Raw genomic sequence first — 15,418 nt, 5'->3', positions numbered from 1 at the left:
CAAGATGTGACCATAAAAAAGCGCCTGCATTGCTGCAGGCGCTTTTCATTGGCGGCCAAGCGGGCCATTGGGCCCATCTACGCTTTCACGCAAGATTACTCTTCGGGACAAGGAGCCAACACCTCCCGGCGACGACCCATCACCACCGGACGCACCAGCAACTGAGCCAGCAAAACCCCCAGCAGAGTCAGACCGCCCCCGATCAGGTGATAGCTGGTCAGCCGCTCTCCCAGCAGGGTGATGGCAAGGCCAGCCGTCATCACTGGCAGCAGATTCATAAAGATGGCGGTACGATTGGCACCAAGCAGGGTGATCCCCTGCATCCAGAGCCAGGGACAGAGGGCCGACGCGGGGATCCCCGCATAGAAGATCAGCCAGATCGCACGCCCCTCTGGCAGCTGACCATCCACCAGCAGAAAGAAGGGGGTCAGGATCAGCACACTGCAGAGCACCTGACCGTAGAGCAGCGACCAGTTGTCGAGCCCCAAATCCCACTTCTTGAGCAGCACGCTATAAAGGGCATAAGTGCCCGCCGAGAGCTGCATGTAGACAGAGCCGATATGAATACCCTGGGTAAACAGTCGGGTCGGATCCCCCTGCCCCAGCAAGATAGACAAGCCAAAGATGGAGAGCAGCGCCCCCAGCACGGCGCCCCAGGTGGGCCGCTCGCGCAGCAGCCAGATACTGAACAGCACGGTCAGCAGCGGCGTCAGTCCCATCATCAACCCCATCTCGGTAGCCCCCAGCGTTTGCGCCGCGTAGTACCCAAAAGTCTGGTTGAGCACCATGCCCAGCGAGGCCAGCATGGCGATCTGCCAAAGGCCGGCACGAATGCGGGCACGCGCACGCCATACTCGACGGGCCAGAAACGGGCTTAATACCAGCGCAGCCACCACCCAGCGCGACCAGGCCAAGGCTGTCGGGGACAACACACCAACCGCCAGTTTGCTGACGATGCCATTGCCAGCCCAGATGGCAATGCAGGAGAAAGGAAACAGAAAGGCAAAGGGCATGAGAGGATCCAGACCGAAGAGACAACAGCGGGCCAGTATAGGGGGCGATGGAAGATAAACAAAGGTGTGGGCCTGAACAGCCACATGGTGAACGCCAGTAGCCAGAAACAAATATGCCCGCAAAAGTGCGGGCATATCAGTGCAGAAACAGGTTCAGAAGCGCATCACGCGGCATTCATGTGCAGTCTGGAGATCAGCTCGTTGACCTCGGTGACTGTCTGGCGATGGGGAATATCCGCCGGATTCGGCATCAGCAACAAACCGGATTGGAAATCAAACCGCCCCCGACCATGAATGTAAATCCGACCTTTAAAGAAGGTTTTGACATGCTTTGCCACCATCAGTGGCAGGTACTTCTTGAACACTCTCATCGTTTGCAACCTCTTGCAGTTGTATCCGTATGACAGCAGCTTCTGCGAATTAATTCCGTAAAATATTTATAAAAATCCGGAAAACTCGCCCATCTCTTCCCAAAAAATTCAATCTATAACTTTTTATTAACTTTTAGCCTATTGTATGCGGCCCTTCGAGCCAGAGCAAGGCTCCTTTGCCATCGTGCCACTCGATACAGGCGATCCCCGAGGTGGCAAACATGGGTGCTCCTGCGGCCGGACAGAGGCTTTGCACCAGATAACCCACTAGCGGCAGATGGCTGACCATCAGGATCTGGTCATGTTGTTCAGCCAAAGTGGTAAGGTAGCTGGCCACGAAAGCGGGATCACCGTAAGGGGTAATGTCGCCACTCTCTTCAACGGCTGCTGCGTCAGGCAATTCACTGCATATGGCTTGCCAGGTCTGGCGTGCCCGCAGATAGTTGCTGTGGATCACCCGATCCAGCGGGCCAATCAGCTGAGGCGCCAGCCAGCGAGCCATCTGGATAGACTCTTCAATACCCTGCTCGGTCAATGGACGCTGTTCATCTGTTTTCGCATTCATGCCAGCCTGGCCATGACGCATGATATAGATCTTCATTACAACCTCGCCCAAAGGGCCTGTTTTGATAGCCGGGGGATCTTACCCCGCTACGGGTGTGGAAACAATTGCGCTACCTCTCAGAAAAGGGTTTGCCTGACGGGATAGCGGGGTCGATAATCATGTTTAAATTCAAATAAATCCAACGTGAGTCACACGCCAATGAGCCCATATGCCAGTCCCAATGACCATCGGCAATACCATTTTCTGGAGCTGGCCAACCGGCTCAGGGTCTTGTTGATTTGTGATCCCGACACCGACAAATCGGCCGCCTCGCTGGCGGTCAATACCGGCCATTTTGACGATCCTGTCGACCGGCAGGGGATGGCCCATTTTCTGGAACACATGCTGTTTCTCGGCACCGCCACTTACCCCAAGCCTGGTGAGTACCAGCAATTTATGAGCCGTCATGGCGGCAGCAACAACGCCTGGACCGGCACCGAATTCACCAACTTCTTCTTCGAGATCGACAACGGCTTCTTCGAAGCAGGGCTGGATCGCTTCTCCCAGTTCTTTATCTGCCCCACCTTTGATCCGGAGTGGGTGGACAAGGAGCGCAATGCGGTCGACTCCGAGTATCGCCTCAAGCTGCAGGACGACATGCGCCGCAGCTATCAGGTGCATAAAGAGACGGTCAACCCGGCGCACCCCTTCGCCAAGTTCTCGGTGGGCAACCTTGATACCCTGGCCGATCTGCCGGGACGGGATCTGCGCTCCGACCTTATCCGTTTTTACGAAAGCCACTACAGCGCGGATCGCATGGCGCTGGTGATGATCTCGCCGGAATCCATCGATACCCAGTTGCAGTGGTGCTGTCGCTACTTTGCTCCCATTTTGAATCGCAATTTGGGAACCCCGACTCTCACCATGCCGCTCTACCGGCTCGACGATCTCGGCGTGCGCATCCACATCAATCCGGTCAAGGAGACCCGCAAGCTGTCGCTCTGCTTCCCCCTGCCCAATGTGGACGAGTTTTACGACAAAAAGCCCCTCACCTTCCTGAGCCATCTGATTGGCTACGAGGGGGATGGCAGCCTGCTCTCCCTGCTCAAGGCGAAAGGCTGGGTCAATCAGCTCTCGGCGGGCGGTGGCATAAGCGGCGTCAACTTCAAGGATTTTGGCGTCAACTTCGGCCTCACACCTCTGGGCCTTGAGCATGTGGACGACATCCTCGCCGCCCTGTTTGGCTATCTGAAACTGATTGGCCGCGAAGGGCTGCAGAGCTGGCGCTACGACGAAAAACGGACCGTGCTCGAATCGGCGTTCCGTTTTCAGGAGCGCGGCCGCCCCCTCGATACGGTGTCGGGGCTGGTGCTCAACCTCTTTAGCTACAAACCTGAGGATCTGCTCTACGGCGACTACATGATGCGCGAATATGACGAGGGGCTGATCCGCCGCTTCCTCGCCAAGCTCACCCCGCACAACCTGCGTATCACCATCACTGCGCCGGAAGTGGCAACCGATCGGCTGGCCCGCTGGTATCAGACCCCCTACAGCGTGGCAACCATTACCGAGGCCGAGAAAATTCGCTGGCAGCAGAGCGAACCGGATCCGGCGCTGGCGCTACCCAAGCCCAACCCCTTTATCAGCAGTAGGCTCGATCCGCGCACGCCAGAGCTTGCCGCCGACATGCCCGCCTGCCTTATCGATCGCCCCGGTTTTCGCCTCTGGCACCTCCATGAGCACCTGTTCAGCGTGCCCAAGGGCAATCTCTATATCTCCATCGACAGCGAACATGCGGTCAAAAATCCGCGTAATATCGCCATGGCGCGCCTCGCCGTGGAGCTGTTGGCAGACCACCTCAACGCCCTCACCTATCCGGCGGAGCTGGCGGGGCTGGGCTACCAGATCTATGCCCATCAGGGGGGCTTTACCATCAACCTGAGCGGTTTTGCCGACAAGCAGCCGCTGTTGCTCGACATGATCCTCGGCAACCGCACGCTGGGGTATCCGGATCCGGGCCGCTTCGCCGAGATCAAAGAGCAGCTCATCCGCAACTGGGACAACCAGTCCAAGGCGCGCCCCATCTCCCAGCTCTTTAACCAGCTCACCAGTTTGCTGCAACCGAACAACCCGCCGTTCGAGCAGTTGCTGCGCCACCTGCGCACCGTCGAGCTGGAGGAGATGCCCGGCTTCGTGGCCCAGCTGTTTGGCGAGGTGCATGTCGAGGCATTGGTGCATGGCGACTGGACTGCCGCCGAAGCGCTGGAGCTGGCCGCCCTGATGGAGCGCCACCTGAGCGATATCAATGGCACCAGCAGCAAGCCGAGCGGCGAGACCCGTCGTCCGCTCATCTCCATTCAGGACAGGGGCACCCTTATTCGCGAGCAGGGTTGCGATCACGAAGACTCGGCACTGCTGGTCTACTACCAGTCCCGTACCACCCGGGCGCGGGATCTCGCCTGCTTTACCCTGGCGAACCACATCATGTCCTCTACTTTCTTCCACGAGCTGCGCACCCGCCAGCAACTGGGGTATGTGGTGGGTGCCGGCAACCTGCCCCTCAATCGCCATCCGGGGCTGATCTTCTATATCCAGTCGCCGGTGGCGGGGCCGCAGATCCTGCTCGATGCGGTGGAGGAGTTTATCGACCTCTTCCCGCTGGCCATGCTCGAATTTACCGAGCAGCAGTGGCAAGAGAGCAAGGCGGGGCTGCAAGCCCAGCTGAGCGAGCGGGATGCCAACCTGCGCAGTCGCGGCCAGCGGTTGTGGGTCAGCATCGGCAACAAGGACCTGGGGTTCGATCAGCGGGAACGGGTCTGCGATGAGGTGGGCAAGTTGAGCCGCGCCGATCTGGTGCGCTTTATCACCCAGCTGCGCTCGCGCACCTCCGATCGGCTGATCCTCTGCAGCTATGGTCAGGGGCACGAACATGACGAGCGGATCACCGGCCAGTTTATCGATGATCCACGGGCATTTCGGCTCAATGCCGCCACCTTCGAGGCCTGATCAGGCCTCGCACGCCCCCGTTTTTCCATTCCCACGGCAAATCACAGGCAATAAAAAGCCGACCCATCAGGGTCGGCTGGAAAAACCATAACAATTGCGACCAAAGCCGCCAAAAGTGAACATGAGCGTGAAAATCAGACACTGAGTTGCTGATCAGCAAGCGGGAAAGACCCGATACTCGCTTTGCAATGCCAACAGTGATTGAGAAACAGCCTCATATTAGGCACTCCCCCCGCCAGTCACGTTGATCTACGTCAAAGGAGGTAGCAAAGAGCGCATAGCCCGATGATTTGTCGGCGCAGATCACCCTTTGCTCGCCCGTTAGCTGCCCGTTAACCCCGGCGAACCAGCCGGTAGGCTACCTCATCGAAGTAGGAGAGCTGGCCCGACAACACCCGCGGGTGATCCACCTCGGCGGCGCGCCCCAGCACCTCGATACGAAAATCGCGCTCAAACAGGGCTCGCACCCCCATCTCACCCACCGAGAAGGGGGGCTGACTCTGCTGCTCCGGCTGATATTCAAGGGTCACCAGCAGGATCTGGCCGCCGGTCTCGACCAGCGAACTGATCAGGGCTGCATACTGGCGGCGCATCGCGGTCGGCAGGGCGATCAGCGCCGCGCGATCATAGACCAGCCGGTAACGGCGACCCAGACTGGGGGCGGCGAAAAAATCCCCCTGAAAAATGCGCAGGCTGTCCACCTGATGACACTGATAAGGGCCTACTTCGCTCACGGTCGCGGCGAGCTGGTTTTCACTGAAGAACTGGCTGACGGCAAGGCTCGATAGCTCGAAACCGTCGACCGGATGGCCCTGAGCGCTCAGCCAGAGCATGTCACGGGACTTGCCGCACAGGGGAACCAGCACCGGCTCGTCCGCTTGCTGGGCTGACCACCAGGATTGCAGCCAGTGGTTGAAGTCCGCCTGATGAAAGCCAATCCGGTTCTCTTCCCAACGCTGATGCCAAAACGCAGCTTCCATCGTTATTACCCTTCTGTACTAAAGATGCCTCAATATCACAACTTAACCGGCACCGCGCAACCCTCTGCCCTCCCCTTTTTGCCGCGCAGCCTCGGCGTGTTATCGGGAGAATGGCGGGACGTCACCTTGCCGTGCGCCTCGCTGTCGCAATGAGCGCTATTGGCTGCGTTTATAACGTGCCTGCCAACGTCAATTAGATCACGACAGCGTGGCGCGAGCGGCCGCCAGCTGACGCTCTATATAAGCAAAATCGGGGCGTTCGGCGGGGAGTTCCGAGAGGCAGGCCGCTTTGAGCTGATGCAACCCATCAAGCGGTGAGTCTTGCGTATCGCAATGGGCCAGCAGCTCCTCCAGCAGGCAACCAAAGGCGTGCACTTCCAGTCGCTCAAGGCCCATGGCCCGCTCGCGGTCGCAGCGGTCATATAAGGAAGCGGCGCCAAAATCCCCCAGCAGGGCGCGAGCCGGGGCGTCAGGCCCGCGGGCAAACAGAATATTGTGGCCGTAGAGATCCCCGTGCATGATGCCCGCGCGATGCAGATGGCCCTCCACCGAGGCGATGCCGTGGGCCATCGCCAGCGCATCCGGCACACTCAGATGCAGCCCCTCTGGATAGACATCCCGGGTGCAGGAGTCCAGGCTCGGCGGCCCGGCCAGATTGACAAAGGCCGGGTCGATCAGCTCCATCACCAGCGCCGGAATACCGGAGGGGTGATCAGCCACCTTGCCTATCACCTTGATAAGGTTGGGATGAGTGCCCGCCGCCAGCGATGCCGCCATCTCGCAGCGGGGCAACCCGTCGCTGGTCACCGCCCCCTTGAACAGCTTGACCGCCACCTGACTGGCATCGGCTCCGCCGCTGGCCTGAGTCACTTCATCAGCAGGATTACCCACAAGGGTGGCGCGATGGATAACGCCGGATGCTCCCTGCCCCAGCAGCTCGCCCAGCGCCAGCGTCTCCCAAGCAATCGGCGTGACATGGGCATCATCGATGGCCCGCGCCTCCGCCCCTTCGCTAAAGGGGTTGCCGGAGTAGGCGAGCCATGCAAGGCGCGGCAGCGACAGCAGCCACTCGGGGAAGCGTTCGATGCGGTTGGCGGCGATGCGCAGCAACTCCAGATTGCGGCAGTTGGCAAGGCTCCTCGGCAGCTCGCGCAGGCGGTTGCCCGCCAGCATCAACTTTTGCAGGGCGTCGCACTGGCCCAGCTCATCAGGCAGCTGCTCAATTGCGTTATCGGTCAGGATCAGCCAGCGCAAACCGGCGGGCAACGCCCTGGCCGAGACGGTAACAATCCGGTTGGCCTTAAAACCCACCATGGTGAGCGCCGGACAACGTCCCAGCACCTCGGGCAGCTCGGTAAAGCGGTTCTCAGAGCAGAAGATAATGCGCAGTTTGCCAAACCCGGCCAGCTCGTCCGGCAGCGTGCTCAGCTGGTTGCCGGTCAAATCCAGCACCTCCAACGTCTCTTTCAGGCTCAAAATCTCGGTGGGGAACTCCGTCAGGTTTTCACAAAGCTTCAGATGGCGGGCACCGCACAGTTCACCCGCACGCAGCTGTTCCAGAGTATGCATAACCGTTTCTCAATCCTGATGACCTGCATGATGACATAGCAAGCCATCTGCGCGCGCCGAACCTGGGTCCAGCGGTTTTAAAGGGGGGCATTATAAAGAATCAGGGGGGCAGATCACCCCTGGTAGCTTGAAAGTATGCGGCTTATACGATCGCCAAGACAGCGACATCTATTGCACGTTGGCAGCGCTTTGCTCGCGGCCAGCTTGCAATGCCGCTGTAGCATGACCTGAATGCACAGCGTAATGAATCCTTATTTCCGTCCGCCCCCCAGCGATTGAATGAACGCCAGCGTACGACGATTAAACTGTTCCGGCTGCTCCACATTGCAGACATGGCCGCACTGTTCGATCACCGCTAATGAGGAGCTGGCATCGCGGGCCACCTGTTCGCGCACCGGTGCCAGAAACATATGATCCTCCTCTCCCATCACATAGAGGGTGGGAATGGGCAGGGAGCGTTCGCGGAAGTAACGCATCAGCGGGTTCACCTCGGTGGCGAGGCGGAACCAGCGTTTGAACTCTTTCTGGCAGAGCTTGCGGGCCTCGCGCACAAAGAGGTTGCGCGACTCCTGATGGTGCTGGCGCGGCATGATGATGAAGGCAAACAGCCGGTAGAGCCACATATAGGGCAGGAAGTGCTGGCCGAGTCGGCCCAGCTGCACCAGCACCCGCGAGCGGATATCGAGCCGCAAAATGGCGCCCCCCAGTACCATGCTTTTCACCCGCTCCGGGCAGAGCTCGGCCAGATGACGAATCAGGATGGTACCAAGGGAGATGCCGACAAAGTGGGCGCGGCGGATATCGAGATGATCGAGCAGCCGAACGATATCTTCGGTCACTTCCCGAAAGCTGTAGTGACCCTTGACCACCTGTTGCAGCTGGTGGGACTGGCCGTGGCCGCGCAAGTCCAGCAGCAGCACATTGAAGTGCTCGCGATAGGCGCGCAGCTGTTTGAACCAGATGGAGGAGCTGCCACCGGCGCCGTGGACAAACACCACCCAATCCCGCTCGGGACCCAGTTCGAAAGTCTTGTGATACAACATCCAATAGGCTCCCTTGGTGATGGGGGGTATACTCGGCTGCGCGCATATTAACAGAACAGGCCCGCCGATAGATATGCGCCTGACATGACCCGGATCACCCCTTGCGCGAGAACTTTCCATGGATTTGACCCGTTTGCGCCACTTTCTGCTGACCCTGCCGGGCGCCACCGAAGATACCCCGTTTGGCCCGGAGACCCTGGTCTACCGCATCGCGGGCAAGATGTTCGCGCTGGTGGATTGGCAGGCCGAGCCGCTTACCATCAACCTCAAATGCGAGCCCGAGCTGGCGTTGCTGCTGCGCGAGATCCACCCCGAGGTCAAACCGGGTTGGCATATGAACAAGCAACACTGGAACACAGTGACCCTGAACAGCACCTTGCCAGATGATCTGTGGCAGGGCTGGGTGCATCACTCCTATGAGCGGGTTGTCGCGGGTCTGCCCAAAGCCAAACGGCCACAGGCGCCGCGTCCCCTCTCCCCCACTGACGACCCAACCTTATGACCCCAGCACTTAGTCCAGCACTTTGCATTGTCCCCCTTGGTGAGGCACATATCCCCGCCCTCGTGAGCCTGTTTGAGCAGGCGGTGCGACGCTGCGGCCCCGAGCACTACAGCGCCGAACAGGTGGAGCAGTGGGCCCTCGGTTCACAACATCCGGGCTTTGTCAGCCAGCTGCGCGAACACCACGGCTGGGTGGCGGAGCTGGCAAATGTGCCCCTCGGTTTTGTCACCCTGAGCCCCGATGGCCATCTCAGTCTGCTCTATGTCAGCGCCGACCATCAGCGCCAGGGACTGGGCAATCTGCTGCTCACCACGGCGCTCGCGGGGGCCAGAGGGCTCGGTATGACCCTCATCACCACCGAGGCCAGCGCCTTCAGTTATGAGCTATTTTTACGACATGGCTTTACGTTGACCGGGCTGGAGTCCGTGGAGCGGGGCGGAGTCAGTTTTACTCGCCATCGCATGCACTGCTGCTTGCCAAGCTAGGGCAAGCCACTAAAATACGCTTAATTTTCGTATTGTTACTGTATTGAGGCAGCAACCATGGTGGTAGAAAGTGAAGGCTATATCTCGCTGATCGAGTATCTGGTGGAGAGTTTGGGATTGTTTGAATCCCAGCAGCAGAACGATGGTGAAGATACCATCGAAGATCTGGTCAGTGGCCGAGTTGCCAGCAACCTGATGGCCATTTGCGAGCAAAACCCCCAGCTCGATCCCAAGGTGCGTTTCGCCATCATGCAGGAGGCCGACGCCGTGGTCGCCGATCTGGAAGAGGTGCTCTCTGCCGTCTGGCTGCGCGCCCCGACCCCTGAACAGAAAACCTTCCTCATCGAGTTTATCGATCTCATCAAGAACCTGTTCGACAGCGCCATCGGCTGATCTGCCGTCCGGTTTTCCCGCCCAACGCAAAATTTCAGAACAGCAGATAAGGAAAAGGGCCGCCTTGGTGGGCAGCCCTGCTTGCTATCATTTTCAACCCGCCAGTGCGTTCATTCATCAGGCGGTTATCAAGGCAAGAAATGTGTCTGGACTTTGCATCCGATCCCTGGACGCTACCTAGTTAGTCCCGACTGGTCGCAATAAGTTCCCTCCTCCGACCATTTATTTTCACTTTTATTAAGAAATCGACTACAAACCTGTTCAGCGGTTCAGGCTTGGCGGCAAACAGACTCCAATGCCACCCAATCCGCAGTAACCATCCGGGTTTTTCTCCAGATATTGCTGATGGTAATCCTCGGCGTAGTAGAAGGGCGCCAGCGGCAGAATGCGGGTGGTAATGGCACGGCTGTCGCCGCTTGCCGCCATCGCCTGCTGATAGGCCGCCATGCTCTGCTGGGCAATGATCTGCTGACTCTCGTCGCCATAGAAGATCACCGAGCGGTACTGGGTGCCAATGTCCCCGCCCTGACGCATCCCCTGCGCCGGATCGTGCTGCTCCCAGAACAGTCTGAGCAGATCGCCGTAGCTGATCATTGCCGGATCAAACACCACCTGCACCGTCTCGGCATGACCGGTCAGGCCGCTGCACACCTCTTTGTAGGTGGGATTCTGGGTCACGCCGCCCTGATATCCGGCCGCGGTGGAGTAGACGCCCGGCTGCTGCCAGAACAGGCGCTCCACGCCCCAGAAGCAACCCATGCCAAACCAGGCGATCTCCATGTTCTCGGGCCAGGGACCCTGAGTCGGGTTGCCATTCACCGCATGCTGCTGACCAATCACCATCGCTTCGCGTCGTCCCGGCAGGGCATCTGCCGGTGAAATAATCTGTTCCATGAATTCTGTCCTTGTATAAAACCCTGTGAAATCACACAGCTGACGAAAAGGAGCATCGAAGATAGCAGTTTATCGCGCCGGATCAACCGGCGGGCCCCTCCCCGCTCGCCCCGGCGGCCGTCTGCACCGTCCGTCACCCTTTCCCGATCCGCACGGCCAACCCGCCCCTCGTAGACCAGAAACGGCCAAAATCAATATTTAGTCTTGATTTGTGAATTAATTTTCATATATTGAGCCAATCGCTGTTTTTTTATGGAAGAAATATCAAGTGCGTGAACGCGAACCCAGTCTGGTCAATGCCTTCCGGCAATCCACCCCCTATGTCAATGTGCATCGGGGTGCCACCTTTGTGCTGATGATGGGGGGAGAAGCCATCTGCCACCCCAACTTCGCCAATATCGTCAGCGATATCGCCCTGCTGCAGACACTGGGCATACGCCTGGTGCTGGTGTTTGGTTCACGTCCGCAAAACGATGAAGCGCTGGCCCGCGCCGGTATCGAGGCCCAGTATCACAAGCGGATCCGGGTCACCGATGACGAGAGTTTCACCATCATCAAACAGGTGTGTGGCGGCCTGCAATACGACATAACCGCCCAGCTCTCCATGGGGCTCGCCAACACCCCCATGCAGGGAGCGCGGATCAGCGTGGTGAGCGGCAACTTCGTCACCGCCCAGCCGCTGGGTGTGGATGATGGCATCGACTTTTGCCACAGCGGCCGGGTGCGCCGCATCGACGTGGAGGGGATCACCCGCCAGCTCGATCAGAAGAGTCTGGTGCTGATCTCCCCCATCGGCTGCTCGGTCACCGGCGAGAGCTTTAACCTGAGCTCGGAAGAGGTGGCCCGCCGGGTGGCGGTCGACCTCAAGGCGGACAAGCTCATCTGCTTTAGCAGCACCCAGGGGGTAATGGACAGACGCGGCGAAGCCATCTCAGAGCTCTTCCCCGAACAGGCCGAAGAGCTGCTGGTGGAGCTGGAGCAGGCGGGCGAAGAGATGTCCGGCACCGCCCGCTATCTGCGCGCGGCCATTGCCTCTTGCCGTGGCGGCGTGCCCCGCTCCCATCTGGTGAGCTATCAGGATGATGGCGCCATGCTGCAGGAGCTGTTCAGTCGCGACGGCCTCGGCACCCAGATCGTGCGGGAAAGTGCCGAGCAGGCCCGCGCCGCTACCATCGAGGATATCGGCGGCATTCTTGATTTGATCCGCCCGCTGGAGGAGGAAGGCATTCTGGTGCGCCGCTCCCGCGAGCAGCTGGAGATGGAGATCGACAAGTTCACCATCATCGAGCGCGATGGCCTCATCATCGGCTGCGCGGCACTCTACTGCTTTATGGAAGAGGCGATGGCGGAGATGGCCTGCGTCGCCATCCACCCCGACTATCGCAACTCAAACCGGGGGGATCAGCTGGTGGCCAAGGTGGCCGAGCGGGCCAAACGGCTCGGCATTCGCCGCCTGTTCGTGCTCACCACCCGCTCCATCCACTGGTTCCGGGAGCGGGGCTTCGATCCGCTGGAAGTGGAAGATCTGCCGGTGGCGCGCCAGCGTCTCTACAACTGGCAGCGCCGTTCCAAGGTTTTGTCAAAGACCATTGCCTAAGCCATTGATTCTGTGTTGAGTTAGCTGACAATTTGAACTTTTTCACAAACTCGATTGACAGTGCAATCCAACGCAGGGTATTTCTAAATGCACTCCACCGCCCTGGTGGAGCCAGAAGAGGAGCGCTGCCCAGGCAGCCCAAGGGAGGACGCCAGCGTCCGGTGAACTTGGGTCAGGGGGAGCAGCGCCGAGACGAGTGAGGAGACTGGTGACCTCAACGTCGGCTGCGGGGGCTGAATCCCCCGGGTTGTCATCGGTAGTGATCATCCCCCACCGCGCCCTGTCAGGGGCGGTACGGGATGGGCTCTGCAGGTGGAGTGCTTCTGGCCGGGATAGTTTCGTTCATTCCTGCCATTTTCAGCCTCCTCCTCTCTTTTTTGCCCGATGGAACCGGAATCTTAAAATAAGACAGGAGTAAGCAATGAGCCCGATCAATGTCGCCAAGTTTGGCGGAACCAGTGTCGCCAACTTCCCGGCCATGAATCACTGCGCCGATATCGTGCTGGCCAATCCCGCCACCCGGGTGGTGGTACTGAGCGCCAGCGCCGGTGTCACCAACCTGCTGGTCGCCCTGGCACAAGGGGAGCTGGACGAAGCGGGCCGCGACGAGCAGCTGGCCAAACTGGCCGGGATCCAGCAGGCCATTCTGGCAGATCTCGGCAACCCCGTTGATGTGAGCGCCCTCATTCATGGCCAGCTGGACGAAATTCGCCTCATGGCCCAGCAAGCTCACCAGCATACCGATGCGGAGCTGGCCGATCGCCTCATTGCCTGCGGCGAGCTGATGTCTACCCGCCTCTTTACCGAGCTGCTGCGCCAGCGCGGCGTCAAGGCCCACTGGCAGGATGTGCGCCAGCTGATGCGCACCGACAGCCGCTTTGGCAAGGCCACCGTCGATCTGGCCACCACCCGTACCCTCTGCCAGCAGACGCTGGGCCCGCAGCTTGGCGACAGCCTCATCATCACCCAGGGCTTTATCGGTGCCGATGGCGATGGCCGCACCACCACGCTGGGGCGCGGCGGCTCTGACTACAGTGCGGCCCTGCTCGCCGAAGCGCTCGATGCCGCCAGTATCGAGATTTGGACCGATGTGCCCGGCATCTACACCACGGATCCGCGCCTCGTCACCCGCGCCCGCCCCATTCCTGAAATCAGCTTTGTCGAAGCAGCCGAGATGGCCACTTTCGGCGCCAAGGTGCTGCACCCCGCCACCCTGCAACCGGCGGTGCGCCAGAACATTCCGGTGTTTGTCGGCTCCGCCAAGGATCCTGCCGCCGGTGGTACCTGGATCCGCGCCAGCACAGATTCAAGCCCGCTGTTTCGCGCCATCGCCCTGCGCCGCCAGCAGGTGCTGGTGACCCTGCACAGCCTCAACATGTTCCACGCCTACGGCTTTCTGGCCGAAGTGTTCGGCATTCTGGCCCGTCACCGCATCTCGGTCGATCTCATCACCACATCGGAGGTGAGCGTGTCACTGACGCTGGATCACACCGGCAGCCAGAGTAACGGCGAACCGATCCTGAGCGACAAGGTACTGGCCGAGCTGGGCCAGCTCTGCAAGGTGGAGGTGGAAACCGGTCTGGCACTGGTGGCGCTCATCGGCAACCGGATGAGCGAAGTGAACGGGGTGGGCAGTCAGGTCTTTGACGCCCTGCGCGAGCACAACATCCGGATGATCTGCTACGGCGCCAGCGCCCACAACCTCTGCTTCCTGGTCAAGGAGAGCGAGGCGGGCAATATCGTCAACCGCCTCCATCAGGAGTTGCTGGACTGACCCTCACCGCGAGGCAATTCCGGCCATGCAACAGGGCGCCAACACGGCGCCCTGTTCATTTGTACTCCGCAAAGGTATTGGCTCAGGCAAGGCTGGTGGCTGGCAACTGACAGGCGACGGCTTCCCGGCGCAGCTGCTGTAAGCGGGCCAGCAGCCCGGTCTGGCCCAGCTCCGTCTCCTGAGGCGAGAGATTGTCCACCAGCAGCGAATAGTGATCCGTCACCGCCTGCATCAGCCAGTCGAGGCGACGCAGGGTGAGCGGGCCGCAGCTCTGGCCGCTCAGATCATCGGCCACATCGAGCCGGTGGCTGCGATACATGTCCCGCCACCAGTTGGCAACCAGCGCCTCGTCGCTCACCAGCGCGGCGCTCCACTCCCCCTGCAGGGCGTGCAGGCGGGCCAGCACGGGCGCGCTGGCCCCTTCGCGGATCAGGTGGTGGATCTCCCGTTTGACCCACTTGAGGCAGAGTTCACGCCAGTAGCGAAATTGCGGCAGAGGATCGGCCTCATCGAGCCAGAGTCCAGAGAGGGTGCGGGTCTCCAGCCGCTCCGGTACATGGAACTGCGGATCGACCAGACCGTTGGAGTTGTATTCAAAGCGGGGATCGAAGGTCCACATATAGCCAAAGTCGAACACGCAGATCTGCTCGCCATCATCGAGCAGGTTGCCCGGACTCGGGTCCCAGTCAAACCAGCCCCAGCGGGCCAGCTCACCCTGCACCTCCAGCATCTGGGCCAGATTGCGTTCGTTGAGCTGATGGACCGGCACACCCCGCAACCAGGGGGAGACCAGTACCCCGGCCCGCGCCGAGCCGAAACTGGTGCAAACCACGTGGGAGAGGACGGTGGGATGCAGCTCGCGCAGCGCCTCGATTTCACGCCGCCGCTCCAGCTCGGTCAGAAAGGCGGTCTTGCCATCGAGGTTGGCCACCAGTGAATCCTGACGTCGCCGCTTGAGGCACCAGTGATGCCCCTCCACCTTGAGGTGAAACACCTCGGCGGTGAGACCGTGGCGATAGACCTTGACCACTGCGGGATGAGTATCCTTCAGCTTGACCAGTTGGGCCAGCGGCAGCGGGCAGTCGCGCTCGCGTCCGATCCGGATCTCTTCCTTGCTCTCCAGCATGCGCAGCAATCTGGCCTGACGTGCCATCACTTTGGGATTCATACATGTACCTCCAGTCGCTATCGAGAGACTAAACAGCAGCTCCCTCCCAAGCCAGTGGCAAAACCCCATGATGACGCTT

At 60.0% G+C, this 15,418-nt stretch carries 14 protein-coding genes and 1 riboswitch; of the genes, 6 read left to right on the top strand and 8 right to left on the bottom strand.

What is annotated here, in order from left to right; all coding sequences use genetic code 11:
• Window positions 1-95 precede the first annotated feature (95 nt).
• The 3 genes from G5193_RS01675 to sixA form a co-directional block, all read right to left on the bottom strand.
• The gene (locus G5193_RS01675) at window positions 96-1,013 is read right to left on the bottom strand and encodes a DMT family transporter (RefSeq protein WP_421204790.1); all 918 of its coding nucleotides are present in this window, start codon (window positions 1,011-1,013) and stop codon (window positions 96-98) included.
• Window positions 1,014-1,177: 164 nt separating this feature from the next.
• Window positions 1,178-1,384: a DUF1107 domain-containing protein gene (locus tag G5193_RS01670; RefSeq protein ID WP_421204789.1), complete on the bottom strand. Its 207-nt coding sequence runs from the start codon at window positions 1,382-1,384 to the stop codon at window positions 1,178-1,180.
• 133 nt (window positions 1,385-1,517) lie between these two features.
• A complete protein-coding gene (sixA, locus tag G5193_RS01665; protein WP_021230584.1) occupies window positions 1,518-1,985 on the bottom strand; it encodes a phosphohistidine phosphatase SixA in 468 nt (155 codons plus the stop codon).
• A 162-nt stretch (window positions 1,986-2,147) separates the two neighbouring features.
• Between sixA and G5193_RS01660 the strand changes: the two genes are divergently transcribed.
• Complete coding sequence (locus tag G5193_RS01660; protein ID WP_421204788.1) at window positions 2,148-4,934, top strand: insulinase family protein; 2,787 nt, start codon at window positions 2,148-2,150, stop codon at window positions 4,932-4,934.
• Between the two features lie 332 nt (window positions 4,935-5,266).
• On the opposite strand, the gene G5193_RS01655 is transcribed toward G5193_RS01660, so the two are convergent.
• The 3 genes from G5193_RS01655 to G5193_RS01645 all read right to left on the bottom strand — a co-directional run bounded on the left by G5193_RS01655 (window position 5,267) and on the right by G5193_RS01645 (window position 8,526).
• Window positions 5,267-5,914, bottom strand: coding sequence for a thiopurine S-methyltransferase (locus G5193_RS01655; protein ID WP_421204787.1), 648 nt, complete (start codon window positions 5,912-5,914; stop codon window positions 5,267-5,269).
• Window positions 5,915-6,112: 198 nt separating this feature from the next.
• Window positions 6,113-7,483: a leucine-rich repeat-containing protein kinase family protein gene (locus G5193_RS01650; protein ID WP_421204786.1), complete on the bottom strand. Its 1,371-nt coding sequence runs from the start codon at window positions 7,481-7,483 to the stop codon at window positions 6,113-6,115.
• A 251-nt stretch (window positions 7,484-7,734) separates the two neighbouring features.
• Window positions 7,735-8,526: an alpha/beta fold hydrolase gene (locus tag G5193_RS01645; RefSeq protein ID WP_005333728.1), complete on the bottom strand. Its 792-nt coding sequence runs from the start codon at window positions 8,524-8,526 to the stop codon at window positions 7,735-7,737.
• Window positions 8,527-8,644: 118 nt separating this feature from the next.
• Between G5193_RS01645 and G5193_RS01640 the strand changes: the two genes are divergently transcribed.
• From G5193_RS01640 to G5193_RS01630, 3 genes are read left to right on the top strand one after another with little or no spacing between them, the layout of a single operon-like run.
• Window positions 8,645-9,028, top strand: coding sequence for an MmcQ/YjbR family DNA-binding protein (locus G5193_RS01640; RefSeq protein ID WP_201983749.1), 384 nt, complete (start codon window positions 8,645-8,647; stop codon window positions 9,026-9,028).
• A complete protein-coding gene (locus G5193_RS01635) occupies window positions 9,025-9,513 on the top strand; it encodes a GNAT family N-acetyltransferase (RefSeq protein ID WP_216953801.1) in 489 nt (162 codons plus the stop codon). Before G5193_RS01640 ends, G5193_RS01635 begins: the two co-directional genes overlap by 4 nt.
• 57 nt (window positions 9,514-9,570) lie before the next feature.
• Window positions 9,571-9,906 carry a DUF3802 family protein gene (locus tag G5193_RS01630; RefSeq protein ID WP_411240392.1) on the top strand — a complete coding sequence of 112 codons (336 nt, stop codon included), beginning with the start codon at window positions 9,571-9,573 and terminating at the stop codon, window positions 9,904-9,906.
• 261 nt (window positions 9,907-10,167) lie between these two features.
• Here G5193_RS01630 and msrA read toward each other — a convergent pair whose 3' ends face one another.
• The gene (gene msrA, locus G5193_RS01625; protein ID WP_421204785.1) at window positions 10,168-10,800 is read right to left on the bottom strand and encodes a peptide-methionine (S)-S-oxide reductase MsrA; all 633 of its coding nucleotides are present in this window, start codon (window positions 10,798-10,800) and stop codon (window positions 10,168-10,170) included.
• 268 nt (window positions 10,801-11,068) lie between these two features.
• Between msrA and argA the strand changes: the two genes are divergently transcribed.
• Together argA and lysC are read left to right on the top strand one after the other, a co-directional pair.
• Window positions 11,069-12,397, top strand: coding sequence for an amino-acid N-acetyltransferase (argA, locus tag G5193_RS01620; protein WP_005345063.1), 1,329 nt, complete (start codon window positions 11,069-11,071; stop codon window positions 12,395-12,397).
• Window positions 12,398-12,504: 107 nt separating this feature from the next.
• A riboswitch (Lysine riboswitch) is annotated at window positions 12,505-12,728 on the top strand.
• Window positions 12,729-12,818: 90 nt separating this feature from the next.
• Entirely contained in the window at window positions 12,819-14,171 is a 1,353-nt protein-coding gene (lysC, locus tag G5193_RS01615; RefSeq protein ID WP_216953808.1) for a lysine-sensitive aspartokinase 3, read from the top strand.
• 82 nt (window positions 14,172-14,253) lie between these two features.
• Here lysC and G5193_RS01610 read toward each other — a convergent pair whose 3' ends face one another.
• On the bottom strand, window positions 14,254-15,339 hold the full coding sequence (locus G5193_RS01610; RefSeq protein WP_266133911.1) for a hypothetical protein: 1,086 nt from the start codon (window positions 15,337-15,339) through the stop codon (window positions 14,254-14,256).
• Window positions 15,340-15,418: the final 79 nt, after the last annotated feature.

This window comes from Aeromonas sp. 601027 (assembly GCF_049174455.1).
GTDB classification, from domain to species: domain Bacteria; phylum Pseudomonadota; class Gammaproteobacteria; order Enterobacterales; family Aeromonadaceae; genus Aeromonas; species Aeromonas veronii_A.
Note: the sequence above shows the minus strand (reverse complement) of the source record. Positions and strands in the feature narration are given on the sequence as shown.